Below are 26,367 nucleotides of genomic sequence, written 5' to 3' on the forward strand. Positions count from 1 at the left end.
CTTCTTCCCTTATGGGAGAAGGTGGCCGAGCGGAGCGAGGTCGGATGAGGGGTGTTGGCGGATCGCTGGCGTCTCACGTCTTCCAACCCCCTTCAACCGTCTCGGCGCTGCGCGCCGATCCACCTCCTCCCGCAAGGGGAGGAGGTATCGCGAACTTCGGCGCGCCCAAAAAAGAAAGCGTCGAACCATGACCGTGAAACTCTCCCTCGCAACCCTCGACCAGCTGCCGGCCAACGTCGCGCGTCCGAACTACGACCGCGCATCGCTTAAGGCTGGCATCGTCCATTTCGGCGTCGGCAATTTTCACCGTTCGCACCAGGCGGTCTATCTCGATGAGCTGTTTGGCGCTGAGCTCGACCATGATTGGGCCATCGTCGGGGCCGGCGTGTTCGACGCCGAGGAGGCCGGTCGTCAAAAGTTGATGGCGCAGGACTGGCTGACGACAGTCGTCGAGCAGGACAGCGGCCATATGAGCGCGCGCGTCACCGGCGCCATGGTCGACTTCATCAAGCCGGGCGACACCGCGGCCATCATCGATAGCCTGGCCGATCCGTCGATCCGCATCGTCTCGCTGACGATCACCGAAGGCGGCTATTTCATCGATCCCGCCTCAGGTGTCTTCAACCCGACCCATCCCCAGATCACCGCCGACGCCGAGAACATCACGGCGCCAAAGACGGTGTTCGGGCTGATCCTCGCCGGCCTGATGCGCCGACGCGACGAAGGTACCGTGCCTTTCACCGTCATGTCCTGCGACAACATCCCCCACAATGGCCGGGTCGCTGCGGACGCCGTGATCGGCCTGGCACGGCTCGTCGACGAAACATTTGCCGACTGGGTCAGCGAACATGTCACTTTTCCCAACAGCATGGTTGATCGCATCACGCCTGCGACCACCGACCGCGAGCGCACGATGCTGACCGAGCAGTTCGGCATGGAAGACAGCTGGCCCGTGTTCTGCGAGCCGTTCAAGCAATGGGTGATGGAGGATCGTTTCACCGATGGCCGGCCAGCGCTCGAAAAGGCGGGCGTCCAGTTCGTGCACGAGGTAGCACCCTTCGAGCTGATGAAGATCAGGATCCTCAATGGCGGCCACGCCACCATCGCCTATCCGGCGGGATTGATGGACATCCACTTCGTTCACGAGGCGATGCAGCACCCGCTGGTCAGCGCCTTCCTCGCCAAGCTCGAGCGCGAGGAGATCATGCCGACCGTGCCGCCGGTGCCCGATGTCGTGCTGGAGGACTATTGCCAGCTGATCGAGCGGCGCTTCTCCAATCCCAAGATCGGCGACACCGTGCGCCGGCTCTGCCTCGACGGCTCGAACCGGCAACCCAAATTTATCATCCCGACCATCGCCGATCGGCTGAAGGCTGGCGCCGGCATATCGGGGCTAGCGCTCGAAAGCGCGTTCTGGTGCCGATACTGTTTCGGGGTCACCGATTCTGGCGCCGTCATCGAGCCGAACGACCCCAACTGGCATCGCATGCAGGCGACGGCCAAGATGGCGAAGGCAACCCCGCAGGCATGGCTCGAGATGGAGGACATCTATGGCGACGTCGGCCGGTCCCCTGATTTCGCGCAAGCCTTTGCCCACAATCTCGACACCGTCTGGAAAGTTGGAGCCAAGGAGACGCTGACCCGCTATCTGGACGGGACGCTCTGAGCCAGGCCAGGTCAGCTGCTGCCGGCTGGAATTGCCCAGGACGCGCATATAGACTGCGCGCCATGGTCTCGCATGCAGAACCCGTCACAACAGAAATCCGGTCGGCATGCCCTTGCCTGCGTCGTTTCGCGGGGCGCTACTGATGGCGCATTATCTCTGCGCCGTCGACGTCGGCACCGCCAGCGCCCGCGCCGGCATCTTCGATCACAGCGGTGTGCTGCTTGGCCGGGCCGAACGGCCCATCGCCATGAACCGGTCTGCCGAGGGACATGCCGAGCACGATTCCGAAGACATCTGGTCGGCCGTCTGCGCATCGGTGCAGGCTGCCCGCGCTGCTTCGGGAGCTGCCGCTGACGCAATATCGGGCATCAGCTTCGATGCCACCTGTTCCACCGTCTTTCGTGGCCGGGAAGGCGAACAGGTCTCCGTGTCCCGTAATGGCCAGAGCAGATGGGACACCATCGTCTGGCTCGACCATCGCGCTCTGGCCGAAGCCGACGAATGCACGGCGACCGGCCACGAGGTCCTGAAATTTGTCGGCGGCGTCATGTCGCCGGAGATGACGACACCCAAGCTGATGTGGGTGAAGCGCCACCTGCCCGAGACTTGGGCGCGAACCGGCAGGCTGTTCGACCTCGCCGACTTCCTGACCTGCAAGGCAAGCGGGTCGCTGGCGCGCTCGCAATGCACCTTGACCGCCAAATGGACCTATCTCGCTCATGAGCGCGCGGCCTGGCGGCCGGATTTCTTCGCCGCCGTCGGCCTTGCCGACATGTTCGAGCACGCCGCCCTGCCTGACCGCGCCAGCCCTGTTGGGACCGACCTCGGTCCACTCACGGAACAGGCGGTCGAGCAACTGGGATTGACCTCAGCATGCCGTGTCGGCGCCGGTGTGATCGACGCCTTTGCCGGCGCGCTCGGCGTCGTCGGCGGCCTGCCTGACGTCGACCGGCACATGGCGCTCATCGCGGGAACGTCGAGCTGCGTCATGGCCATGTCGCGCGAGCCCCGCGCCGCGTCCGGCATCTGGGGACCCTATTATGGAGCACCGCTACCGGGCCTGTGGCTGAGCGAAGGCGGCCAGTCGGCCACCGGGGCGCTGCTCGACCACGTCATCCGCTGGCACGGCCAGGGCGGCGAGCCGACCGCCGAAACGCATCGGCGCATCACCGACCGCATCATGCAGCTGCGCGCCATCGAGGGCCTGGACCTTGCCGGACGACTGCATGTGCTGCCCGACTTCCACGGCAACCGCTCTCCACTGGCCGACCCGCATGCTGTCGGCGTCATTAGCGGCCTCACGCTTGACGCCTCCTTCGACAGCCTCTGCCGGCTTTACTGGCGTACGGCGGTGGCGATCGCGCTCGGCATCCGCCATGTGCTCGATGCCCTGAACGCCAATGGCTACGGCATCGACACGTTGCACGTCACCGGCGGCCACACCCGCAATCCACTTCTGATGGAGCTTTATGCCGACGCCACCGGCTGCACCGTCGTCGAGCCCTCGGGCGGGGATGCCATGCTTTTGGGCACGGCCATGATCGCCGCCACCGCCGCCGGCCACTATCCGGATTTGGCCAGCGCCTGCACGGCGATGCGCCAGCAAGGTCACCAGCGCCTGCCCAATCCTGCCGCGAGGCACCGCTTTGACCATGACTACCGCGTCTTCCTCGAAATGCACCGCCAGCGCCAGGAACTCGACAGGCTGACGTAGCAATTCGAGCTGGCGTCAAATGATGGCGCTGCGGTCAGGCCGCGACCAGTCCATTCAAGCCCTTGTTGATCGGGCGGTCGGGGAACAGGGTGCGCATGGTCAGCACTGGATCGAGGCGCAGGCTTTCAGCGGCCACGGTTGCGATCAGTGTGTCGAGGTCGAGCGTGGGCGCGAGGTCGCGACCCTGGTAGAGCGCTGCCTGCGCTAGACCCGGCCAGTCGGCCAGCACCCGTCCGCCCTTGACCGCGCCGCCGATCAGCATCGCAGACGAGGCGGTGCCGTGGTCGGTGCCGCCGGTGCCGTTGGCGGCGGCGGTGCGCCCGAACTCTGTCGCCACCAGCACCGTCGTCTGGTTCCAGGCGTCGCCGAGCTGGTCCTTCATTGCGCCAATAAGCGTATCCAGGCCGCGCAGCTGCGCGGCGAGCCGGCCCTTCTGGGCGCTGTGCGTGTCCCAGCCGCCGGTTTCGATCATGGCGATGCGCGGACCGTCTGGCCGGGCAAGGAATTCGCCCGCCGTCTTGCCGACGCCTGCCGGATCCTGGCGCGCCTGGGCGTCGGTGGCGAGGCCACGCGTTTCCATGGCCCGGCTCCACAATTTGTGCAGCTCGGGGTCGGCGTCATAAAGCGCGCCGACACGCATCAACAGATCGTCGGGCGCCTCCGGTAGCGCTGAAGGCGCATAGGACGAGACCGGGGCGGCACCGCGCAGCGCCAGCGGAATGGTCGGCGCAAACGCGATCGCCTCCTCCTTGGATTTGGGCAGGAGCGTCGCCAGGCGGTTCAGCCAGCCATCCTTGAATTCGTAGGGGCTCGAGCCGCCGCTTTCCAGAACGTTCTGGCCGTCGAAATGCGAGCGCTCGCGATAGGGCGAGGCGACGGCCTGCACGAACAGCGCCTGCTTGTCGCCATAGAGCCCCGCCAACCGCTCGAGCGATGGATGCAGGCCGAACATGCCGTCGAGTTTGTGCAGGCTTGCGGTGTCGAGCGCCAGCTGGCCGCGTAAGCCGTCGAGCGCAGGGTCGCCATAGGGAATGACCGTCTCAAGCCCGTCGGCCGCGCCGCGCTGGATGATGAAGACGAAGCGGCGCTCGCTCTGGACATTGGCGAAGACCAGGCGCGGCGCGATCAGCAGCGCGGCAGCACCCAAGGTTGCCGAGGTCAGGAACTGGCGGCGGTGGATCATGGCTCATCTCCTCTGGAATTCGGGGGCGACCAGAAGCAGCGCAAGTGCGGTCTGGGGCGATTCGGCGCGCTCGATCTGGGTGCGGCTGGCATCCGACAGCGCGCTGCCGAGCACCTCGCCGGCAAGCGCTCGCGCGTCGGTCGAGCTGTCGGCCATGCGCGCTAGGCGCTGTGCCGTCTCGACACGGCGCACCAGCGCATCGGGGGCTGCCCAACTGGCGGCGACGTCGTCATAGCCGGCGGGCGAGCCCGGCCGCCAGACAGGCTGGCCGAGCTGGTTGGTCAGCTGGACGACGTTCAGTCCGTCGAGTTCGTGCGGGCCGAGCGCGCGCAGGGCAGATACCGTCCATTCCCACGGGCTCTTGAACTTGCGGGCATCGGCTTGCCAGGCCTGCGGCGCGTCGATCAGGGCGCGATAGACCGTCGGCAGATCGCCGCGCGACCGGACGAATGCCTGCTTGAGCGTGCCGACCAGCTCTGCCGGCGGATCGTCGGCGGCGAAATGGCGTGCGAGCTTGGTGGCGATGTGGGTGGCGGTGGCCTCGGAGGCCGTCAGGTCATGGATGATCGCCTCCGCCTGGCGTTCGCCCTTCTGGGCGTATGACTTGCCCATGACCACACGGCTGCCGGGTTCGTGCATGCCGGGCCGGAACAGGAAGGCGCCAGGCTCGTCCGCCTGAGCGCTGCCGCCGATCCCGTCGACAGTCCAGCCGGTCATCGCCTTGGCGAATTCGGTGACGTCCTGCTGGGTGTAGCCGGTGCGCACGCCGACCGTGTGCAGCTCCATGATCTCGCGGGCAAGGTTCTCGTTGAAGCCGGGCCTGCGCGCGGCGTTGTTCTCCTGCGCCCGCTGTGCCCTCATGCTGTTCGGTCCGGTGGCACGGACCTGGTCGAGGAAGAACAGCATCGCCGGATGCTGCTCGACCGCCAGCGCCATATCCTCAAAGCGGCCGAGCACATGCGGGCGGATGGCCTCGCGTTCGAAGGCGCCGGCCAGCACCGTGACCTGGGGCTTTTCGACCGAAACGGCGAAATGGTTCGACCAGAAATGCACCAGCCGCTCGACGAAGGGCGTGTCGGTCGTGGTCGCCGACAGCGCGCGCTGGTTGACTTCGTCCTGGTAGAGCTTGCGGCCGGCCTGGCGCATTTTCTTGCGCGCTTCCATGCGGTCGGCCTCGCTGAGGTCGCGCAGTTCGGCGCGATCCTCGGAATATTCAGCGATGATATCGGGCGTCTTGCGCAGATCGGTGGATGTGGCAGGCGCCGGCTGGAAACGATCCAACTGGTCATTGAGCCATTGCTTCGGCTCGGCGGAAATGGCGTCGCCTGCGCGGGCGCCGAGGCCGAAGCGGTTCTGTGCGATCGCCAGAGCGAGCGGCTGGGCGGGCGTGGTCACGAGCGGCCTCCGCATTTCATGGTCGTGCGCCATTGAACGGAGGAGGCCGGCCGATCCGTCGGATAGGCCTCAGTTTTTCCTGACGCCGCGCAGCATCTGGCCGCGCTCCTCCAGCCCGTCGACCAGCTTGGTGCGGTCGGCGACGCTCAGCTTTGCGGCGAAGTCGACGATGACGGTCTCGATGCGCGTGCGCGCGGCAATGTCGGCTGCCCTGGTCGCTGCAAGCGATGCGTCGATGGCGGCGCGGTCGATCTGTGGTTCGTCGAGCAGTTGCGCCAGAAGCGCTCGGCTTGCCTGACCTGTCTGGATGTCTTCCCGGCTGTCGCGCCGCGCCGCCTGAAGCGCCTGCCGGAATGCCTGGCGTTGCTCAGGCGTCAGGTAGCGCGCCGCTGATGCCAGCGGCTGGCCGGCGCGAAGGCTTTGCCCGGACTGGAACCACATGTAGCCGCCGCCGGCGGCAGCGCCGATGAAGAACACATTGAGCGCCAGTGAGGCGGCGAGGAGCAGTCGTTTCGAGCGTTCGGACATTTCCCTGCTCCTCAGAAGGCGCTGTCGAAGGCGGTGATGACGTGGTCTTCGTCGCCGGGCATGCTCATCGGCATCAGCGTCGCCACCAGCAGCGCGCCGGCGGTGGCTCCGGCCAAGGTGACGCCGGCAAAGCCCAGACCGCGCCAGATCAGGCCACGCCAATCCCGCTGTTTCGTCCGGTTTCGCATGCGGGCCGAACCCGCGATCTTCTCGGCAAGCGCATCGCTTGCGGTCGGCAGGGCATGGCCGCCAAGGGCGCTATCGAGGGATGCCGCCTGGGCAAGCACGGGATCGGCAAGATCCTGCCGGGCCTCGGCAAAGGCCGTGGCGGCAGCGCGCTCGCCTTCCGGCCAGCGCGCCGGATCGGCGCCGTAGGCGTCAAGGATTTCGGTGAAGCGCTCAAGGGTCATGTCACTCATGTCCGTTGTCCGGCAAGGCGCGCACGCAAGGCACGGCGCGCGCGAGAGAGCAGGCTTTCCAGCGCCTCGACGCCGATGCCCATGACGGCAGCGGCCTCGATGTTGGAAAGCTCTTGATAGTATTGCAGCACGATCGCCTCGCGCTGCCGGTCGGGCAGGGCGTCGAGCGCCGCCTGAACGGCATCGTTGCGCTCGGTCTCGGCCAGTCCGCGAGCGGGGTCTGCGTCGGGATCGGTCTGTTCGGGCGGTTCGGCGACATAGGTTTCGCGTCGCTTGCGCAGCCGGTCGGTGCACAGGTTGAGGGCGACGCGATAGAGCCAGGTGTCGAGGCGCGCCTCGCCGCGCCGCCAGGCGGGCGCCTGGCGCCATAGTCGGAGAAAGGTCTCCTGGGCGACGTCCTCGGCCTCGCTGCGGTCGCCGAGCATGCGTGTGGCAAGCCCCAGCAGCCGGGGCAGCTTGCGTGCGACCATGGCGCGCACGGCATGGTCGTCGCCTTCCGCCACCTGCGCCAGAAGCGCCTCGTCTGGATCATGTGTCGTCAAGCCCGGCAGCCCGCGATCCTCGTTTCCATTTCATATAGGGCGTGTGCCGGCCGCGGAGAGCCGACGCGCCGAAACGGATGACGGAACCCCCGTGAAAGGTGCCATCATCTGTGTTCTGAAGCTTGTACGGGCAGCGGGCCGAAATCCGTCGCTCGCAAGACCGCCATGGAATGGTCGTCGCGCCGCATGTCGGTTTCCGGATCAGGTGGCGCCGAAACGCGCCTTGAGCGCCAGCTGCATTTCGGCTGCGAGTTCGCCGACGATACCGCCAGCCTCCCAGGAATAGAGCGACACCACCATGGCGGGGTGGGTGCCGAATTCGGTGAACTGACGCACCTGCCGGCCGCGTGTCGTGCCAGATGGGAGCAGCGACAGGCCAAGTCCGGCCTCCACCGCCGAGAGCACGCTGCCGAGGCTGCTGCTGGTGAAGGCGACATACCAGCGTTTGCGCTCGCGTTCGATGCGCTCGAACATGGCGTCGCGATAAAGCCCGCCCGGCGGGAAGGTCACCAGCGGCACCGGATCCGACCAGTCGATATCTTCAGCCGCATACCAGGCGATGGGTTCGGGATACGCCGCGAGATGGTCGGAACTCGGTGCTCCTTCCTTGACCACCACGATGTCGAACTCGCCGCCGCGATAACGTTTGGTAAGGTCGATGCTGAGGCCGGTCGTCACGTCGAGCCGGACCTCCCTGTGCCTCTTCGAGAAGGCGGCAAACATGCGCGTCATCTCCGTCGTTGCGATGTCGTCTGGCATACCGATGCGCACCGACGCCGTGCCGGCTGTATCGGCCAGCAGCGTTACGGCCTCGCTCTGCAGGGCCAGGATGCGCCGGGCGTGCCCAAGCAGCCGTTCACCGGTTGCGGTCAGTTGCACAGACCGCGCCGCCCGGTCGATCAGCGGCCGGCCGATCGCCTCCTCGAGGCGCGCGACCTGCTGACTGATCGTTGACTGGGTCATGTGCAGCCGGTCGGCGGCCGTCGTGAAGCTTCCGGTGTCTGCAATCGTCACAAAGGCGCGCAGCAGGCGTGGATCAAGCATGTTATCCATCGATGATGTGCATGTTCTTTATCTGAATATCTAATTTGCGCATGACTGATGCAAGCGCTAACCAGCTTCAGGTCGCCGTCGGCCCGTCGGCTGGCGGCCGGTTAGATCCGCGGCGCGCGCCAAAGGCAGTTTCGTGTTTGCATTTCGACTTCAGCAGGTTCCGGCTTCGGGCGAAGGCCTTCCCGTTCGCGAGCGTGCCATCGCCACCGCCGCCGTGCTGATGAATGTCTGCATGGCCAATCTCGATACGGCCATTGCCAACACCGCGCTGCCGACGATCGCGCGCGATCTGCATGCGACGGACGCGCAGTCGATCTGGATCGTCAGCGCCTATCAGCTGGCGATGATCGGTTCGCTGCTGCCTGCCGCCGCCCTTGGTGAAATCATCGGCCTGCGACGCGTCTCGATGTGCGGGCTTGTCCTGTTTTCCCTGGCCTCGCTGATCTGCGGCCTCGCGCCGTCTTTCGAGTGGCTCATCGTCGGGCGCGTCATCCAGGGCATGAGCGCAGCGGGCATCCTCGGCATTGGCCTGGCGATGATGCGCTTCATCTTTCCCCAGCACTTGCTTGGGCGCGGCATGGGGCTGAACGCCCTGGTCGTGGCCCTGTCCTTCGCCGCCGGCCCGTCCGTCGCATCGGCGATTCTCAGCCTCTCGACCTGGCACTGGCTGTTCCTCATCAACGTGCCGCTGGGTGCGCTGGGCATCGTGATGGGTATCTATGCGCTGCCCGCCACGCCCCGCAACGGCTGGCGTTTCGACGGGCTCGCTGCCCTGCTGTGCGCGCTTTTCCTCACCGTCACCGTCGTCACGCTCAACGCCGCGGCGCAAGGCGCGTCCATTGCAGCCGTCGCGGTCAGTGCTGCGGTTGCGCTCACCGCGCTGCTGATGCTGCTGAAACGACAGTCCGCCAGCCCGGCGCCGATGCTGGCGGTCGACCTCTTGCGGCGGCCGATGTTTGCCTTTTCGGTGCTGACGTCGTTCTTTTCATTCATGGCCCAAGCACTCACCTTCGTGTCGCTGCCATTCATGTTCCAGATGCGGTTCGGCTTTTCTCAGGTCGAGACGGGCTTCCTTCTGACGCCCTGGCCGGCGATGGTCGCGCTGGCAGCACCCTTGGCAGGTCGGCTTTCCGACCGCATTCCGGCCGGCATCCTTGGCGGGATGGGCCTTGCCGTCATGAGCGCGGGGCTCGTGCTCCTCGCCACGTTGCCGCCGCATCCCGATGCGGTCGAAATTGCCTGGCGGATGGCCGTCGGTGGCGCCGGCTTCGGTTTTTTCCAGTCGCCCAATATGCGCGCCATCATGATGGCCGTACCACGCGAGCGCAGCGGCGGTGCAGGGGGCACATCGAGCGTCATCGGAGTGCTCGGCCAATCCATGGGTGCGGCACTCGTTGCTGCCTTGTTCAACATCTTCGGACAGGAGGGCGCGATGTCTGCCCTTTGGTTCGGTGCCGTCTTCGCAGGCGTCGGCGCCGCTGTGAGCCTCATGCGGCTGCGTCTGAAGTCCGCTGCATCCGCCCGACCATCGACAATCCCGGCCGACAGGTCTCTTCTTCATCCAGCCGGCTCCGCTCCGGGGCTCGCCGGCGACAAACCAGGAGGTGCCTGATGATCCGCAGTTTCTTCGTCCTTTGCCTCCTCGTTTTCGCTCCTCTCTCCGCCGCAGGACAATCCATGCAGACCGAACTCCACATTGCTGCCGCCAACGATGACGCTTCCGCAATCAAGGCGCTTCTGGCAAAGGGTGCTGCGATCGACGCCAGGGACCAGAACGGCCAGACGGCGCTGCTGGTCGCGACCATCGCCAACAAGGTCAACGCCGCAACGGCGCTAATCGTGGCTGGTGCCGACGTCAACGCCAAGGACAACATCAACGACAGCCCCTATCTCTACGCTGGCGCGCGCGGCCATCTCGACATCCTCAAATTGACGCTGGCACATGGGGCCGACCTCAAGAGCACCAACCGCTATGGCGGCACCGCACTCATTCCGGCGTCCGAGCGCGGTCATGTCGATACGGTGAAGACGCTGATCGCGGCTGGCATCGATGTCGACCACGTCAACAATCTCGGCTGGACCGCACTGCTCGAGGCGATCATCCTCGGCAATGGCGGGGGGCGGCACACGGAGATCGTCAAGCTGCTCATCGACGCTGGCGCCAATGTGAACCTTGCCGACAAGGATGGGGTGACGCCCTTGCAGCACGCTCGCGCCCATGGCTACCGCGAAATGGTCCAGTTACTGGAAAAGGCTGGCGCGAAATGAGCGACGTCGAAAGGTTCCTCGACGAGGCGGTGGCGCTCGCCTTTGCCAATGTCGAGCAGGGCGGCCGGCCGTTCGGCGCCGTCGTCGTCAAGGGCGGCGAGGTGATCGCGCGCGGCGTCAACAGCATGCAGGCCGACTGCGACCCCACCGCTCATGCCGAGCTTATGGCGCTGCGGGCGGCGGGCAAGGCATTGCAGTCGCCGCGCCTTGATGGCTGCGCCGTCTATGCCAGCGGCCAGCCATGCCCGATGTGTTTGGCCGCCATGCGCATGGCCGGCGTCACGGAGATCGCCTTCGCCTATTCCAACGAGCAGGCAGAGCCCTTCGGCCTGTCCACGGCCGCCATTGCCGAGGAGCTGTCGCAGCCGCTTGACCGGCAGGCCTGGGCCTCGATCAGCCATCGCCCCCGTGAAGGCGAGGAGCAGAGCCATCTCTATCGCGCCTGGCAGGCGCGTATGGCGCAGGCGAGCTAGGCCGGGATGATGCGGCAGCAGGACGTCGAGCCCGGCAGCGGCCGGCAATGGGCAATGTTGGGCCTGGTCGTGCTGATCGGCATCAATCTGCGCCCGTTCCTGGCCGCACCCGGGCCGCTTTTGACCGACATCGTTGCCGACACGGGACTCGGCTATGGCGGGCTTGCGATGCTGACCTTGCTGCCGATGTTCCTGATGGGCGTCGGCGCCTTCGTTTCACCCGGCATACAGGCTGCGGTCGGCACGCGCCGCGGTCTGCTCGCGGCATTGGTGCTGCTGATGCTCGGCTCGCTCCTGCGCCTCGGGGCCACCGGCGGTCTCGCCCTTGTCCTTACTGCGGCCCTGTGCGGGGCAGGCGTGGCGTTCATCCAGGCGGTATTTCCCGGCATCATCAAACAGCGGTTTCCGGCCAGCGTCGCTGTGGTCACCGGCCTCTATTCGGCGATGATCATGGCTGGCGGAGCCTTTGGCGCGCGATTGATGCCGGTGCTGGTCGGTGCGGGCTACAGCTGGCGGGCGGCACTGGCCTGGTTGGCGGTTCCGGTCGCCGTGGCGCTGGCCATTTCCTTTCGCGTCCTTGCCGACAGCAAGGCTGCGCGGCCGGACCGAGCCGTGACGGGGCTTTTGCTCAGGCGTCCGCGAACATGGGCGCTGATGGCCGCCTTCGGGCTCGTCAACGCAGGTTATTCCTCGATGGTGGCCTGGCTTGCGCCCTATTATCAGGCTCAGGACTGGAGCAGTGCGGCCAGCGGCAACCTCGTCGCGGTCATGGCCCTGTGTCAGGCGGTTGCAGCCCTTGGCCTGCCGCTTCTGGCGCGCCGCTGTAACGACCGGCGGCCGTGGCTGCTGCTTGCTTTGGCCATGCAGGCGGCAGGCTTTGCCGGGCTTGCCTTTTTGCCGGCGACGGCACCTGCCTTCTGGGCGGGCATCTGCGGGGCAGGCCTCGGCGGCAGTTTCGCACTCGCCATCGTCACCGCCCTCGACCATCTGCCAAGCCCGGATCAGGCCGGCGCGCTTGCGGCGTTGATGCAGGGCGGCGGTTTCCTGATCGCTGCCTTCGGACCGTTCGCTATGGCGCTGCTCCACGGTTGGACCGGAAGCTTCGCCAGCGGCTGGGTCATGCACCTTGCATGCGTGGCCGCGACAGCATTGCTCTATCGCCGCTTCGATCCGGGGAACTACCCCGCCATCATGGGGTTGGAGGCGCCCAGGGAGGCCAGCGCATTCTGATCTTCGGCTTCAGATGATCGTCTGAAGAGTGCTGCACGAGCCGGGACTGCTGTCCCGGCTCGTGCAATTGGTGTCCTTTAGATGCGAGGTTCTGCGACCTCGTGGACATCGGTCCTTGACACCAGCAGCTTGTCGATCCGGTGTCCGTCCATGTCGACGACCTCGAAGCGCCAGTGTTCATAGACGAAGGCCTCGCCGACGCCGGGCAAGTGGCCGAGTTGGGCGAGCACGAAACCGGCGATGGTGTGGAAGCCGTCGTCGGCGGGCCGCTCTCGCAGCCTGAGACGCTCGAATGCCTCGTGCGCAGGCATTGTGCCCTCGATGAGCAGTGAGCCGTCTTCGCGCTCGACCACATCTGGTTCGTCGCCTTCGATGTCGGCAAGGTCGCCGGTGATCGCCTCCAGAAGGTCGGTCTGGGTGACTATCCCCTCGAGCCGTCCATATTCGTCGACGACCATGGCCAGCCTGACCGGCGCCCGCTTGAACTGCTCCAGCACCTTGAACACCGTCATCGCCTCATGGACCAGAAGCGGCTGGCGGATGATGCCTGTCAGCTCGGGCTGCTGTCCCTCGAGAAGCTGGTCGAGAAGATCCTTCTTGAGGATCATCCCGATCGGTTCGTCGATGGTGCCGCGCCCGACGAGCATCTGCTGGTGTCGGCAGGAGCGGATGGTGCGCAGCATGGCATCGCTGCCATCGTCGATGTCGACCCATTCCACATGCGGGCGCGGCGTCATGATGTCGCCGATCCGTCGCTCGCCGATGTTGAGCACGCGGACGACGAGGTCCTGCTGGGCTTCGTGCAGAATCCCCGCCTCCTGGCTGGCCCGAACCAGGAGCTTCAGCTCTTCCGGCGAATGCAGAGCTCCCTCGCCACCTCCCGGGCGCAGGCCACAGAGCCGAAGCACCAGGTTGCCAAGTCCGTTGAGGGTCACGATTGCCGGATGCAGAACCGTGAGGAACAGCCCCAGTGGCCGGACGATCCGAAGTGCTGTGGCTTCGCTCCTCTGCAGCGCCAGGCTTTTCGGGGCGAGCTCGCCCAACACGATGTGCAGCGTGGTGATGATGATGAACGAGATGACGACCGCAATGATGTGCGAGCCTGCAACGGCAAGCGAAGCAGGCAGGGCCTTCAAAAGAGGTTCGATGAGGTGCGCGAGCGCCGGCTCTCCGACCCAGCCCAGAGCCAGCGAGGAGATCGTGATGCCGAGCTGCGTTGCCGCGAGATTTGCGTCGAGATTGTCCAGGGCCCGCTGCAGGGCTGTCGCGTTGGCCCGTCCTGCAGCGACGAGTTCGGCCACGCGACTTTTTCGGACGGCTACGAGTGAAAATTCAGCCGCGACGAAAAATCCATTCGCGGCCACCAAAACGAGAACTGATATGATTCCAACAATATCGGTCCAGCTACTACTGCCATCGCCGGTAGGCATGGTCTCCTCTCTAAGTCTGTGACGCCACAGGGCGTCGTCTGCAACAAAAAGCGGCGCCCGCAGGTGCCGCCGCGAGTCACCATGCCGCCCCCAGGCAACATGATGAGGTTTCCGATCTAGCCGCAATTGCCACGTCGCGCCACTTGCCAGTGCCGCAGGAGCGACTGAGGCTAGGGTCAGATCAGACCCTCGACTTGGTCAGGCGGGCGACGAATTCGTCGAAGGCCGCAATGTCTTCGGGCTCGGCGTCCTGGCCGCTGAAGGCCAGCAGATAGGCCGGCACATGCGAGACCCTGACGTCGAGTGCTTCGTCGACATCGAGCGTATAGTGACCGATCTGCATGAAATAGAGCACGCGTGCACGGATGAAGGCGTTCTCTTCGTCATAGCCGTAGCGTTGGTACATGGCCGTGATCGCCTCGATGCGGCGCTTGTCGGCCTCGTCGATGACGGCTCGGATCGAGGGATCGCGTCGCGCCCAGATGCGCACGGCAATGTCGAGCTGTGGGTCGAACAGGCGGTCGTCGATCCAGCACTGGAAGACGTTGAGGATGGCGCGGTTGATACTCGGTGCCGGCCTCAATGCATGGTCGACCACGGGATCGGTGTTACTGCGCAGCCAGTTCTGCAGCAGCTGTTCGTGCAAGTCGCCCAGACTCTCGAAGAACCAGTAGAAACTGGAGCGGGAGACGTCCAGCTTCCTGGCCATGACCTGAATCTTCACCTGGTCGATGCCGTCCTCGATCAGCGTCTTGATCGCCAGGTCGAGCCAGTCCTGCTTCGACGTCCGCGACGATCCGTCGATCGAAGCTTCTTCAGCCGGCTTCATGTCCTCCTCCGAAGCGGCTGCCTTCCGTTCTTTTTCTGGCATGGTCCGTCTTCCCCTTTTTGATCCTTATACGGTCAGCGCCGGGTGCTTGGCAGCGGATTTTTCGTCATGTCGGAGACGCCGGACTTTTATGGCATAGAAATGTACATCTATGTCTAGACAGGCGCGACATTGCCTGTAATGTTACCGCCTAACGCAGAGGCAACCTCGCCAAGCTCATGGATTTTCCAGCCGGCGCACCACGTGTGCCGGTGCGCAAGAGGTGCGTCCGGCGTGTGCCGAAGCGGCCCTTGGAGGAGAGCCCATGGAGCGAGATCTCCGTTCGTCGCCCGAATTCACGGCGACCTTGAAATTGTACGAAGCCCTGCTTGCGCCGGGCGGGCACATATTCAACGGCCGTGCGCTGTGCGGGCATGAGAATGTTCCCCATCTCCACTTCATCGGCCAGAGTTTCGAGCGCGGTTTCGAAGATGGTGTGAGCAATCGCCTTTGCCGCGTTGCACGCAGCGGCGGCGCGGTCGAGCGCCTGAACGAACGGGAAACCCGTCAGATAAGGCTGTCTCCCGCAGGCAACGAACTGGCCGTGGCATGTGCCGGCGACGATGCCGCTGCCGACCGGATCGAGATCTGGTCGGACGGCCGCCGCTTGAAGGCGCAAACCGTCGCCGGGCGGATCGAGCAGATCGACTGGGCGGCGGACGGATCGAGGCTTCTGATGGTGGTGGCGGGTACGGCCGCCGACCTCGCCGGAATCCATGGCGGTTTTGCGCAGAAGCAGAAGTCGAGCGCGCCGGCCTGGATCCCGGAAGTCCGCTCCGACGAAGGCGGCGAACTGTGGCGCACGATCTGGACCTGGGATGGCGAGGGCACACCGCGCCAGCTGACGGCGGCGCCCTTGAACGTGTGGGAAGCCAGCTGGTGCGGCAACGGTTCGATTGCGGCGATATCAAGCGACCATCACAGCGAGGGCAGCTGGTATCGGGCGGTTCTTTCCCTCGTCGATGCAACCTCTGGCGCTGCGACGACGATGTACAGGCCGGCCGACCAGATCGGCTGTGTCAAGGCCGCGCCCGATGGCGGCAAGGTCGCATTTGTCAAAGCCTTCTGCAGCGACCGCGGCATCGTCTATGGCCAGCTCTGCCTGCTCGACCCACGCAGTGGGGCGCTCGAGGTGCTGGAAAGCTTGGGCGCTGACGTCACCTCGATCGAGTGGCGTTCGCCCGCCGTCATCCATTTTGCGGGCCTCCGTGGCCACGAAGTGCTTGCCGGTGACTATGATCTCCGGCGCCCGGTGGCGACCGAAAGCTGGGCTTCGAAAGATTTCTCCCATGTCGAATGGGTCCCGACCTCATATCCGACAGGCGAAACCGGTTCCCTGTTTCTGGGGGAAGCCTATTCGCGGGCGCCGTTCCTGGCAGAAGCGTCCGCCGGCGGTGTGCGCGAGGTGGCAACGCTGGCTGCGCCTGGCGCAGCGCAGGCAATGTCGTCTTGCGGCACCGTCGAGCCATTCAGCTGGACAGCGCCCGATGGCCTGGAGATGCAGGGCTGGGTGGTCCGCCCCCGCAATGTCAACGGGCCGACACCGCTACTTGTGGACGTTCACGGCGGACCGATTTCCGCCCATGGCAATCACTGGATGGGGCGGACGCGTGCTGCGCCGATGCTGGTGAAGCAGGGGTGGACGATTTTCTTTCCCAACCCTCGCGGCAGCACCGGCAGGGGCGACGCCTTCGCCCGTGCGGTCAAGGGCGACATGGGCGGTGCCGATGTGCTCGACATCATCAGCGGCGTCGATGCCCTGGTTGCCAAAGGTTGGGCGGATGACGCGAAGGTCGCCGTTGCGGGATCGAGCTATGGCGGCTTCATGTCGGCCTGGTTGCCGTCGCAGAGCGAGCGCTTCGCCGCGGCGATCCCCATGTCGCCGGTCGGCAATTGGTACAGCCAGCACCGCACGACGCAGATCCCCGAATTTGATGAGATCATGCTCGACGCCTCGCCCTGGGCGGAGGCTGGCGCCTATTTCGAGCGCAGCCCGGCCTTCTTCAAGCACAGGAAGAAGGTGCCGACGCTGGTGATGGCCGGCGGCATCGATCGCAGCACGCCGCCCGGCCAGGCGGAGGAGTGCTACTTCGCGGCCGTCAGGTCCGGCTCGCCTGCCGAGCTCGTCATCTATCCCAATGCCGGGCACAGCATGCGCAGCTACCCCGAATATCTCGACAGTGCTGCCCGCATCCTGTGCTGGCTCGACAAATACGTGCATCCGGCCGCCTGAGCAGTCGGCAAGAGGGGAGAACATCATGACCACGAATGCAAAGCGCGAACGGATTGTCGTCGTCGGTGGCGGCATCATCGGCTGCTGCACGGCCTATCATTTGCTGAAGGCAGGCGCTGACGTTACCGTCGTCGAGGCTGGCGAGCTTGCCAAGGCGACCAGCGGCGCAGGCGCTGGCTTCGTGTCGCACTGGTCCGCCGGCATGATCCCGCTCGGCGAGGAGGGGTTCAGGCTTCAGCAATACGGGCTCGATTTCTACAAGGCGTTGAGCGAGCTCGGCCAGGAAATCGGCTACCGTCCGAACGGCACGCTCATCATGGCGCTGACGGAAGAGGGGCGCGAAGATTTCTTGCGCCCCGTGTTGGACTCGCCTTATGCGCCGGCCGAGATGCAGGATCTCAACGCCGCCGAGATCGGTGAGAAGATGCAAGGTCTGATCGATCCGTCGAAGGTCCACTCGGGCGCGTACAACCCTCTCGGCATCCAGTTCGATACGACGCTGGGCCTGCGCGCGCTGTCAGGAGAAATCGCCAGGCTGGGCGGCACCTTCCGGGACCACACGAAGGTCACCGCCATCGAAGATAGCGGCAACGGCGTGACGGTCGAGACCGACAGGGGCACTTTGCAGGCCGATGGTGTGGTGATCGCAGCCGGTGCATGGAACAACGAGCTGCTTGAGAAGCTTGGCTGGAGACTGCCGTTGCTGCGCGTGCTTGCGACCCGCATCGTCACCGACAATCGAGGCCTGCCTTCCACCATCCCGACCGTCCAGTGCCGCGAACTGGGCCTCTGGCTGCGCGAAACCTTTGGCGCCATCATGTGGGGGACGGGCGGCCACTACCATCCGTATCACAAGCTCAGCGACGCATGGATTGAGCCCGGACAGCCGCACAAGGCTGACCTGATGCAGGCAATGGCCGATGGCGATCTGGCGCGCCTGCAAGAAGTGTTCCCGCCGCTGCGTGGATCGAAGATCGCGAGCTGGGCGCAGGGCGTGCCCTGCTACACGCCAGACCGCGGCCTGCTGGTCGGCCGCGTGCCCGGCACGACCAATGTCGTGGCGGTGGGCGGCGACAACGAAAGCGGCGTCAGCCATGGTCCGGGCCTCGGCCGCCTGTCGGCAGAACTGATCCTCGACCAGAAGCCCTTCGTCGACCCTACGCGCTTTCGTCTCGACCGCTTCGAGCGTGGTTCTTTCCCGACCGAAGCGGAAGTCGAGGCTGCCATGCCCAAATGGTCGCGCAAGCAAAGAGGGCATTTCGCGGATGCGCAGCGTGCGTGACGTGCAACGCAGCCGCCCGGTTGCCTTGAACATGTCCGCCTGCGGTGAAGAGCTGGGAGCGCGGCACGGATGAGCGCACCGGGCAACGACCAGATCGAGGCTTACGCGGGGCGCTCTGGCAACCCGCTCGCAAGGCTGATCCTGCGCCGCATCCTGCTTGGCTTCGGGCTGCTGCTGGCGGCCTCGATGCTGGTCTATGGCGGGGTCGAGATGCTGCCGGGCGATTTCGCAGCGACCTATCTCGGACGCGACGCGACACCGGAATCTGTCGAGCATCTGCGCAAGGAACTGGGCCTCGATCGCCCGATGATCCAGCGCTACGGCGAATGGCTGGGAGGCATCGTCCAGGGCGATTTCGGAACCTCGTGGTCCAACCGCAACTCGGTTGCCGACCAACTCTGGAAGCGCCTGGGCAATTCGATGCTGCTTGCCGCTACCTCGGCGGCAATTGCGGTTCCATTGGCGCTCGGCCTTGGCATGATCGCGGTGCGCTACCGCAACCGCTTTCCTGACCGGGCCATCAGCATCCTGTCGCTTGCCGCGGTTTCGTTGCCCGAGTTTTTCATCGGCTACCTGCTCATCCAGTTCTTCACCGTTCAGCTCGGCGTCGCCGCGTTTCCGGCAACTGTCTATGACGGGATGAGCCTTGGCGAGCGGCTCTCGGCGATTGCCCTGCCTGTGCTCACGCTCGTCATTGCGGTGCTGGCCCACATGATGCGCATGACGCGCTCGGCGATCCTCAACGTCATGTCGTCACCCTATGTAGAGACCGCCGAACTCAAGGGGCTTTCGGCGCTGCGTATCATTGCCGAACATGCCGCGCCCAATGCCGTGGCGCCGATCGTCACGGTGATTGCACTGAATCTTGCGGCGCTCGTGGTCGGTGTCGTCGTCATCGAAGTGGTGTTCGTCTACCCGGGCATCGGCCAGTACATGGTGGATGCCGTGACCGTTCGCGACATGCCCGTGGTCCAGGCCTGCGGACTGATATTCGCAGCCATCTATATCGTGCTGAACCTGTTGGCCGACATCGTTTCGATCCTGGCGAACCCACGCTTGAGGCATCCGCGATGAGATTGAGGTCGATGCCAACAAGCGCACGCGTGGGGGCGGCGGGGATCCTGGTCGTTGTGGCGTGCGCACTCTTTGCGCCGCTGATCGCACCCTACGATCAAAGTGCCATCGTTGGTGAAGTCTGGGCCCCGATGGGCGGAGATTTCCTGCTTGGTACCGACAGCCTCGGTCGCGATCTGCTGTCACGCCTGATCTATGGTGCGCGCGCCACGCTCTTCGTCGCCCTGGCAGCAACCACGCTGTCATTCGCCATTGGCATGCTGCTCAGTTTCACCGCTGTCGTCAGCGGCGGGGTGGTCGATCAGCTTCTGTCGCGGTTCAACGACCTGATGATGTCCGTTCCCGGGCTGATCCTGGCACTTGTCGTGCTTGCGGTCCTACCGCAAGGCACACTGATCCTCATCCTGGTCATGGCTGCGATCGACTCGACGCGCGTCTATCGTATCGGCCGGGCGGTCGCGCTCGACGTCAGCGTCATGGATTTTGTCGAAGCCGCTTGGCTGCGCGGCGAAGGCAAGCTGTGGATTATCTTCCGCGAAATCCTGCCCAACACCCTGGCGCCCCTGCTCGGAGAATTCGGGCTGCGTTTTGCCTATTCCATCCTGTTTCTGTCGACGCTGTCCTTCCTTGGCCTCGGCATCCAGCCGCCGGCCGCCGATTGGGGCGGCATGGTCAAGGACAACAAGGACGGCATCATTTTCGGCGTTTCGGCCTCGCTCATCCCGGGTGCTGCGATCGCCGGCCTGGTCATCTCGGTCAATCTGGTCGTCGACTGGATGATCAATACCACGGCGAGCCTCAAGGGAGAGCGTGGAGATGGCTGAGATGCTCTCGGTCCGCAATCTACGCATCGAGGTGCGCGCGCACCAGGCTGATGGATCTACCAGCAACCTTGTGCTGGTAGATGGCGTCTCCTTCGATGTCGCAAAGGGCAAGGTGCTCGGCCTGATCGGCGAGTCAGGTGCAGGCAAGTCGACCATCGGCCTGTCGACTATGGCCTATGGGCGCGGTGGCGTGCGCATCTCGGGCGGGCAGGTCGTGCTAGACGGTGTCGACGTGACGGCCCTGTCGCCGGGTGGCGTGCGCACCATACGCGGCGCACGCGTGGCCTATGTTGCGCAATCGGCCGCCGCAGCCTTCAACCCCGCCCACAAGCTGGGGCGGCAGGTCGTCGAGGCAACCGTTCGTCATGGCCTCATGACACCGGCGGAAGCGAAGAAGCGCGCCCAGTATCTGTTCACGGTGCTCGGCCTTCCCGAACCGGAGCGCTTTGGCGAGCGCTACCCCCATCAGGTCTCGGGCGGTCAGCTGCAGCGCGCCATGACCGCCATGGCGCTTTGTGCCAAACCCGAACTCATCGTCTTCGACGAGCCGACGACAGCACTCGACGTCACCACGCAGATCGAGGTCCTGGCCGCCATCAAGCATGCGATCACAGAGACCGGAACTGCCGCGCTCTACATCACGCACGACCTGGCGGTCGTCGCCCAGGTTGCCGACGACATCATGGTGCTCAGGCACGGTAAGACGGTGGAATATGGCTCGAGCCGGCAGATCATCGAGACGCCGCGCGAGGACTACACCAAGGCGCTGGTGAGCATCCGCCAGGCAGTGCGCGAACCTGTCCGCCAGGCTGAGGAAGAGCTGCTGAAAATCGAAGGACTGACAGCAGGCTATTCGAACATGAATGTCCTGCACGACGTGTCGCTGTCGTTGCCGAAAGGCCAGACATTGGCGGTGGTCGGTGAGTCAGGATCGGGAAAATCGACCCTGGCGCGCGTTGTCACCGGGCTGCTGCCGCCGCAGCGGGGCACCGTCGCTTTCAAAGGCGAGAGGCTGCCCGCCGCCCGTAAGGGGCGTACGCTCGAGCAGCTTCGCCGCATCCAGATGATCTACCAAATGGCCGATACCGCGATGAACCCGCGCCAGAAAGTCGGCGATATCATCGGGCGGCCGCTCACCCTCTATTTCGGTCTCAGGGGCGCTGCGCGAACCAGGCGGGTCACAGAACTGCTTGGCCAGATCGAGATGGGTCCGCAATTCCTCGACCGTTATCCGGCCGAGCTCTCGGGCGGGCAGAAACAGCGCGTCGCGATCGCCCGCGCGCTGGCCGCCGAACCGGAATTGATGCTGTGCGACGAGCCGACTTCGGCGCTCGATCCGCTGGTGGCTGAGGGCATATTGAAGCTGCTGATGCGACTGCAGGAGGAGACTTCAGTGTCCTACCTGTTCATCACCCACGACATCGCAATTGTGCGGGCGATCGCCGATCGCGTCGCGGTCATGCACCGCGGCCGCATCGTTCGTCAGGGCGTCAAGGCTTCCGTCTTTGCACCACCCTATGACGACTACACCGAGAAGCTTTTGAGTTCGGTGCCCGAAATGGAAATCGGCTGGCTGGAACGCGTCCTTGCCGGACGCGCTCTGGTTCCGGCTGGATGACGGATCTTTAAGACAAGAGGGGAATGGAAATGAAGAAATCTAACTTGATCGGCTTGGACCTTGCGGCCAACAGGCGTGACTTCCTGAAGGGCACGATTGGCGCCGGCCTTCTGCTCGGCGGGCTCGCCGGCGTGGCCCATGCCCAGGCGGCGGCAACGCCGAAGAAGGGCGGCACCCTCAAGCTGGGCATCGACGGTGCTGCCACGACCGATACGCTTGACCCTGCAAAGGTGATTGGCGCCTTCGCCTTCCTGGTCGCGCGCACGATCGGCGATACGCTGGTCGCCAGCGATCCTGCCACCGGCAAGGCCCTCCCTGGCATCGCCTCCAGCTGGGAATCCAGCAACCAGTCCAAGGACTGGGTGTTCAAGATCCGCAATGACATCACCTTCCACAACGGCAAGAAGCTGACCGCAGAGGATTGCGCCCAGACGATCCGCCGTCACATGAAGGAAGAGTCGGGCTCCGGCGCGCGGGGCATGATTGCCTCCATCGAAACCGTCGAGGCCAAGGGCGAGGAGCTCCACGTCAGGCTCTCGGAGAGCAACGTCGACCTGCCGCTGGTCTTCACCATCCACCTGCTGATGATTCAGCCGAATGGCGGCATGGACAATCCTGCCGAAGGTATCGGCACCGGCGCCTACAAGCTCGTCAGCTTCGAGCCGGGTGTGCGCGCCGTGTTCGAGAAGAACGTGAATGACTGGCAGGACCGCGGCTACGTCGACAGCGTCGAGATGATCGCCATGAACGACGCCACCGCGCGCATCGCTGCGATATCGGCGGGACGCGTTCACTTCATCAATGCTGTCAGCCCAAAGACGGTGACGCTTCTCAAGCGCGCTCAGAACGTCGCGATCCTCAACGCACCGAGCCGGGGCCATTACACGCTGCCGATGCTTGTCGACACCGCACCCTTCGACAACAACGACCTGCGTCTGGCGTTGAAATATGCCATCGACCGTGAGGCCATGCTGCAGACGACGCTGGGTGGCTTCGGCACGGTCGGCAACGACTTCCCGATCAACGCCACCTATCCTTACTTCCCATCCGATATCGAACAGCGGGCATATGATCCGGACAAGGCCGCCTTCCATTTCAAGAAGTCCGGCCATGACGGACCGGTGGTGCTGCGAACGTCCGACGGCACTTTCCCCGGCGCCGTGGATGCGGCGATCCTCTACCAGGAGAATGCCAAGAAGGCCGGCATCCAGATCGAGGTCAAGCGCGAACCGGCTGACGGCTATTGGAACAACATCTGGCGCAAGGCCCCGTTCTGCATGTCCTATTATGGCAGCCGCCTGACCCAGGACCTGATGTATGCCACCGAGCACCTGTCGGGTTCGCCAGCCAACGAGACCAACTTCAATCGGCCGGACTTCGACAAGCTCATCAAGGAAGCGCGTGTGGTCGAAGACGAGGCAAAGCGCGCGGAACTGTACCGTGCCGCCGCACTGATGGTGCGCGACGAAGGCGGCTCGATTATCCCGGTGTTCAACAACAACATCAACGCCGCGACATCGGCCCTCAAGGGCTATGTCGACGACGTCGGCAACGACATGTCGAACGGCTATGTCGCCTCGCGCGTCTGGCTCGAGGCGTAGGCACGCCCCAGTCCAACGGTGGCCGGCGCTGCATGCCGGCCACCTCATCGGGCTGACCGTTGGCTCGGCCCGGAGGCAGTGCCCCTGTGCATGCCCAGTCTTAGCTCACGTCGATGCATTGCCTGATGACTCTTGTTCCAGCCGCGCGGCGTCGTGGTATGTTGGGACGTTACCTGATTTCAGCTGATTTCCAGGGCGACGATGCCAGAACAGGGAGTAGCAGGTCATGGCAAGTTCAGTTTCGATACATCCGGCCATCGATGGCGGCGTAAAGGCCGGCAGCCCGGGTTTCTCCGGGGGGACGCTGGTCTGCGCCTGCGTCGACCGGCCGGTGAGGGTGGCGATCAAGGGGCAGGTTGCCCACAACCATGCCTGCGGCTGCACCAAATGCTGGAAGCCCGAAGGCGCCAAGTTTTCGATCGTTGCGGTGACCGGACATGAGAATGTGACGGTGCTGGAAAATGGCGACAAGCTCGCCGTGGTCGATCCGTCGGCATTGATCCAGCGCCATGCCTGCAAGACATGCGGCGTTCACATGTATGGCCCGGTCGAGCGCGACCATGCCTTCAAGGGCCTCGACTTCATTCATCCGGAACGCTTCGAAGAGACGGGCTGGGCCGAGCCCGGCTTTGCCGCTTTCGTCTCCTCCATCATCGAGTCTGGTGTCGCCCCCTCGGAGATGGACGGCGTGCGCGCCCGGCTGCGGGAACTCGGGCTCGAACCCTACGACTGCCTGTCGCCTGCGCTGATGGACTACATCGCCACCTGGGTGGCGAAAAAATCCGGGGTGCTGAAGGCATAAGCACGTCGACCGGCGGTGCGTTGGGGGAGCACAACACTTTCCAGCGCATCGCAATCTGCTGGTCGAGAAAACCAAGATGTCCCGCGGCATCGCTAGGCCCTGGCGGGACTGCTTTGTCGCATCCCGGCTTTTTCGCCGCGCTTCGCATCCGTCTGCACTTTGTCTGGGTTTCCGGCTTTGCCTTTGCCCACTTGCAGCCGTTGTCCGCAGCGACTCGCGATGTGCGCAGAGGCATGCCAGAAATGCCCGCGTCGACGGCGGCGATTTCGGTGAGAAGGATTTTCTTTCTTTCCGTGGGTGGCGCGATAATAATCCTCGGCAATGAGGGTCATTCACTGCATTATTTGCGCCTTGGAGAGTTTTGGGGCGACTGCACGGCATACCGGCTGAACGTTCCGGCCTCTATCGGGGCTGCGGGAGCGATCCGCTGCAGCAGGTTGAAGGGGAGGCGATCGGTAGACCGTTCGTTCCTCCATTGCGTAACAAGAATTAGATCTGGAGCAATTTGAATGATTGGTGCCGCCGTCCTGTTGGACAAATATTCGAAGCCGGGTCGGCGCAGGTTCAGTGCTCTCGCGGCCACGGTCGCATTCGTCGGCGCCCTGTCGGTTGGCTCTTCCTTGCAGGCTGCCGAAAACTTCGACGCCGATGCCGCCATCGCGATCGGCTCGCTCTACGAGCCGCAGAACCTCGACAACACCGCCGGCGCCGGCCAGGGCATCAACGAAGCCTTCAATAGCAATGTCTATGAGGCGCTGTTCAGGCTGACTGATGCGGGCAGCGTCGAAAACGCTCTGGCAAGCGACTACAAGATTAGCGAAGACGGCCTCACCTACACCTTTACCCTGCAGCCGAAGGTCACCTTCCATTCCGGTGATCCGCTGACCGCCAAGGACGTGAAGTTCAGCATCGAGCGCGTGGTCGGACCCGACTCCAAGAGCTCGCGCAAGAAGAGCCTGTCGACGATCAGCTCGATCGAGACGCCCGACGACAGCACTGTCGTCGTCAAGCTTGCATCGCGCTCGATCTCGCTGCCCTACAATCTGAGCTACGTCTGGATCGTCAACGACGCGGCCAAGAACCTGACCGCGAGCGAAGACGGCACCGGCCCCTACAAGCTTCAGGACTGGCGCCGCGGCTCGACGCTCTCGCTGAAGCGTTTCGACGGTTACTGGGGTGAGAAGCCGACGAATGGCGAGGTGGTGTTCAACTACTTCACCGATGCGACCGCGCTCAACAACGCGCTGCTGACAGGTGCGGTGGACATCATCACCGGTGTGCAGAGCCCGGATTCGCTTGCCCAGTTCAAGGGCAATCCCGAGTTCCAGGTCAGCGAAGGCAAGTCCACCACCAAGGAGCTTCTGGCCTTCAACGACCGTGTCGAACCCTTCAGCAACGTCAAGGTGCGCAAAGCGATCGCCCGCGCCATCGACAAGAAGAAGCTGCTGGATTCGATTTGGGGTGGCTACGGCTCGCTGATCGGCTCGTTCGTGCCGCCGACCGACCCCTGGTATGTCGATCTCACCGGCGTCGATCCCTATGATCCTGCCAGCGCAAAGGCGCTGCTGGCCGAGGCGGGCCACGCCGATGGCTTTACCTTCACGCTCGACACGCCGAACTACGACCCGCATCCGATCGTCGCCCAGTTTCTCAAAAGCGAGCTGGCCAAGGTCGGCATCACCGTCAACATCAACGTGATCACCGCCAACGAGTGGTACACCAAGGTCTACAAGGCGCATGATTTCCAGGCGACGCTGCAGGAGCACGTCAACCATCGCGACATCGTGTTCTACGGCAATCCCGATTTCTACTGGGGCTACAACAACCCCAAGGTCGTGGACCTGATCGCCTCGGCCGAGACCAGCACGACTGTCGACGAGCAGACCGCCAAGCTGACCGACGCCAACAAGCTCATCGCCGAGGATGCGGCCAGCAGCTGGCTGTATCTCTATCCGCAAATCGTGATATCGAAGGCCAATGTCAGCGGCTATCCGGTCAACGGATTGAATTCGCAGTTCTTTGCCTACGGCATCAAGAAAAACGCGAACTGAGCCGTCAGGCTGATCCGTTCGCCTTGATCGCAAGGTCGCGGCCATAAATCGATGAGCATCGTGCGGGAGCCATTCCGCACGATGTTTCCGTAGGGGACGAAAGGAACCCGGTA

22 protein-coding genes are annotated in these 26,367 nt (G+C 64.4%); 14 read left to right on the forward strand and 8 right to left on the reverse strand.

Annotated features, from left to right (window positions below):
* Positions 1-187: 187 nt before the first annotated feature.
* Together B015_RS0101995 and B015_RS0102000 are read left to right on the forward strand one after the other, a co-directional pair.
* Complete coding sequence (locus tag B015_RS0101995) at positions 188-1,666, forward strand: mannitol dehydrogenase family protein (RefSeq protein ID WP_018425978.1); 1,479 nt, start codon at positions 188-190, stop codon at positions 1,664-1,666.
* 139 nt (positions 1,667-1,805) lie between these two features.
* Positions 1,806-3,380 (forward strand): FGGY-family carbohydrate kinase, encoded by a 1,575-nt coding sequence (locus B015_RS0102000; protein WP_198292885.1) that lies wholly within the window; start codon positions 1,806-1,808, stop codon positions 3,378-3,380.
* 34 nt (positions 3,381-3,414) lie between these two features.
* On the opposite strand, the gene B015_RS0102005 is transcribed toward B015_RS0102000, so the two are convergent.
* From B015_RS0102005 to B015_RS0102030, 6 genes are all read right to left on the reverse strand, one after another.
* Positions 3,415-4,563, reverse strand: coding sequence for a DUF1501 domain-containing protein (locus tag B015_RS0102005; RefSeq protein WP_018425980.1), 1,149 nt, complete (start codon positions 4,561-4,563; stop codon positions 3,415-3,417).
* Positions 4,564-4,566: 3 nt separating this feature from the next.
* Positions 4,567-5,958 carry a DUF1800 domain-containing protein gene (locus B015_RS0102010; protein WP_026226791.1) on the reverse strand — a complete coding sequence of 464 codons (1,392 nt, stop codon included), beginning with the start codon at positions 5,956-5,958 and terminating at the stop codon, positions 4,567-4,569.
* 69 nt (positions 5,959-6,027) lie between these two features.
* Positions 6,028-6,486, reverse strand: a complete 459-nt coding sequence (locus tag B015_RS30250) for a periplasmic heavy metal sensor (protein ID WP_018425982.1) — start codon at positions 6,484-6,486, stop codon at positions 6,028-6,030.
* Between the two features lie 11 nt (positions 6,487-6,497).
* The gene (locus B015_RS0102020; RefSeq protein WP_157632672.1) at positions 6,498-6,905 is read right to left on the reverse strand and encodes a hypothetical protein; all 408 of its coding nucleotides are present in this window, start codon (positions 6,903-6,905) and stop codon (positions 6,498-6,500) included.
* Complete coding sequence (locus B015_RS0102025) at positions 6,902-7,447, reverse strand: RNA polymerase sigma factor (protein ID WP_018425984.1); 546 nt, start codon at positions 7,445-7,447, stop codon at positions 6,902-6,904. Before B015_RS0102025 ends, B015_RS0102020 begins: the two co-directional genes overlap by 4 nt.
* Positions 7,448-7,648: 201 nt before the next feature.
* Positions 7,649-8,491, reverse strand: coding sequence for a LysR family transcriptional regulator (locus B015_RS0102030; RefSeq protein WP_026226792.1), 843 nt, complete (start codon positions 8,489-8,491; stop codon positions 7,649-7,651).
* 142 nt (positions 8,492-8,633) lie between these two features.
* Between B015_RS0102030 and B015_RS30255 the strand changes: the two genes are divergently transcribed.
* The 4 genes from B015_RS30255 to B015_RS0102050 all read left to right on the forward strand — a co-directional run bounded on the left by B015_RS30255 (position 8,634) and on the right by B015_RS0102050 (position 12,471).
* Positions 8,634-10,112 carry an MFS transporter gene (locus B015_RS30255; RefSeq protein WP_018425986.1) on the forward strand — a complete coding sequence of 493 codons (1,479 nt, stop codon included), beginning with the start codon at positions 8,634-8,636 and terminating at the stop codon, positions 10,110-10,112.
* 65 nt (positions 10,113-10,177) lie between these two features.
* Positions 10,178-10,768 carry an ankyrin repeat domain-containing protein gene (locus B015_RS0102040; RefSeq protein WP_018425987.1) on the forward strand — a complete coding sequence of 197 codons (591 nt, stop codon included), beginning with the start codon at positions 10,178-10,180 and terminating at the stop codon, positions 10,766-10,768.
* Positions 10,765-11,241 carry a nucleoside deaminase gene (locus tag B015_RS0102045; protein ID WP_018425988.1) on the forward strand — a complete coding sequence of 159 codons (477 nt, stop codon included), beginning with the start codon at positions 10,765-10,767 and terminating at the stop codon, positions 11,239-11,241. The genes B015_RS0102040 and B015_RS0102045 overlap by 4 nt, the downstream gene beginning before the upstream one ends.
* A gap of 6 nt (positions 11,242-11,247) precedes the next feature.
* Entirely contained in the window at positions 11,248-12,471 is a 1,224-nt protein-coding gene (locus B015_RS0102050) for a cyanate transporter (RefSeq protein WP_018425989.1), read from the forward strand.
* A gap of 77 nt (positions 12,472-12,548) precedes the next feature.
* On the opposite strand, the gene B015_RS30260 is transcribed toward B015_RS0102050, so the two are convergent.
* Both B015_RS30260 and B015_RS0102060 read right to left on the reverse strand, forming a co-directional pair.
* Positions 12,549-13,901 carry a hemolysin family protein gene (locus B015_RS30260; RefSeq protein WP_051091883.1) on the reverse strand — a complete coding sequence of 451 codons (1,353 nt, stop codon included), beginning with the start codon at positions 13,899-13,901 and terminating at the stop codon, positions 12,549-12,551.
* Positions 13,902-14,082: 181 nt separating this feature from the next.
* Positions 14,083-14,730 carry a TetR/AcrR family transcriptional regulator gene (locus B015_RS0102060; protein WP_040456445.1) on the reverse strand — a complete coding sequence of 216 codons (648 nt, stop codon included), beginning with the start codon at positions 14,728-14,730 and terminating at the stop codon, positions 14,083-14,085.
* 304 nt (positions 14,731-15,034) lie between these two features.
* On the opposite strand from B015_RS0102060, the gene B015_RS0102065 reads away from it, so the two are divergent.
* The 8 genes from B015_RS0102065 to B015_RS0102100 all read left to right on the forward strand — a co-directional run bounded on the left by B015_RS0102065 (position 15,035) and on the right by B015_RS0102100 (position 26,254).
* On the forward strand, positions 15,035-17,002 hold the full coding sequence (locus B015_RS0102065; protein ID WP_026226794.1) for a prolyl oligopeptidase family serine peptidase: 1,968 nt from the start codon (positions 15,035-15,037) through the stop codon (positions 17,000-17,002).
* 25 nt (positions 17,003-17,027) lie between these two features.
* Positions 17,028-18,284 (forward strand): FAD-binding oxidoreductase, encoded by a 1,257-nt coding sequence (locus B015_RS0102070; protein WP_018425993.1) that lies wholly within the window; start codon positions 17,028-17,030, stop codon positions 18,282-18,284.
* 69 nt (positions 18,285-18,353) lie between these two features.
* Complete coding sequence (locus B015_RS0102075) at positions 18,354-19,358, forward strand: ABC transporter permease (RefSeq protein WP_018425994.1); 1,005 nt, start codon at positions 18,354-18,356, stop codon at positions 19,356-19,358.
* Complete coding sequence (locus B015_RS0102080; protein ID WP_026226795.1) at positions 19,355-20,182, forward strand: ABC transporter permease; 828 nt, start codon at positions 19,355-19,357, stop codon at positions 20,180-20,182. Before B015_RS0102075 ends, B015_RS0102080 begins: the two co-directional genes overlap by 4 nt.
* Complete coding sequence (locus B015_RS0102085; protein WP_018425996.1) at positions 20,175-21,800, forward strand: ABC transporter ATP-binding protein; 1,626 nt, start codon at positions 20,175-20,177, stop codon at positions 21,798-21,800. Before B015_RS0102080 ends, B015_RS0102085 begins: the two co-directional genes overlap by 8 nt.
* A 29-nt stretch (positions 21,801-21,829) precedes the next feature.
* Positions 21,830-23,401: an ABC transporter substrate-binding protein gene (locus B015_RS0102090; RefSeq protein WP_245262108.1), complete on the forward strand. Its 1,572-nt coding sequence runs from the start codon at positions 21,830-21,832 to the stop codon at positions 23,399-23,401.
* 226 nt (positions 23,402-23,627) lie between these two features.
* Complete coding sequence (gene gfa / locus B015_RS0102095; RefSeq protein ID WP_018425998.1) at positions 23,628-24,203, forward strand: S-(hydroxymethyl)glutathione synthase; 576 nt, start codon at positions 23,628-23,630, stop codon at positions 24,201-24,203.
* 509 nt (positions 24,204-24,712) lie between these two features.
* Positions 24,713-26,254: an ABC transporter substrate-binding protein gene (locus B015_RS0102100; protein WP_018425999.1), complete on the forward strand. Its 1,542-nt coding sequence runs from the start codon at positions 24,713-24,715 to the stop codon at positions 26,252-26,254.
* Positions 26,255-26,367: the final 113 nt, after the last annotated feature.

It is taken from the genome of Hoeflea sp. 108 (assembly GCF_000372965.1).
Taxonomy (GTDB): domain Bacteria; phylum Pseudomonadota; class Alphaproteobacteria; order Rhizobiales; family Rhizobiaceae; genus Aminobacter.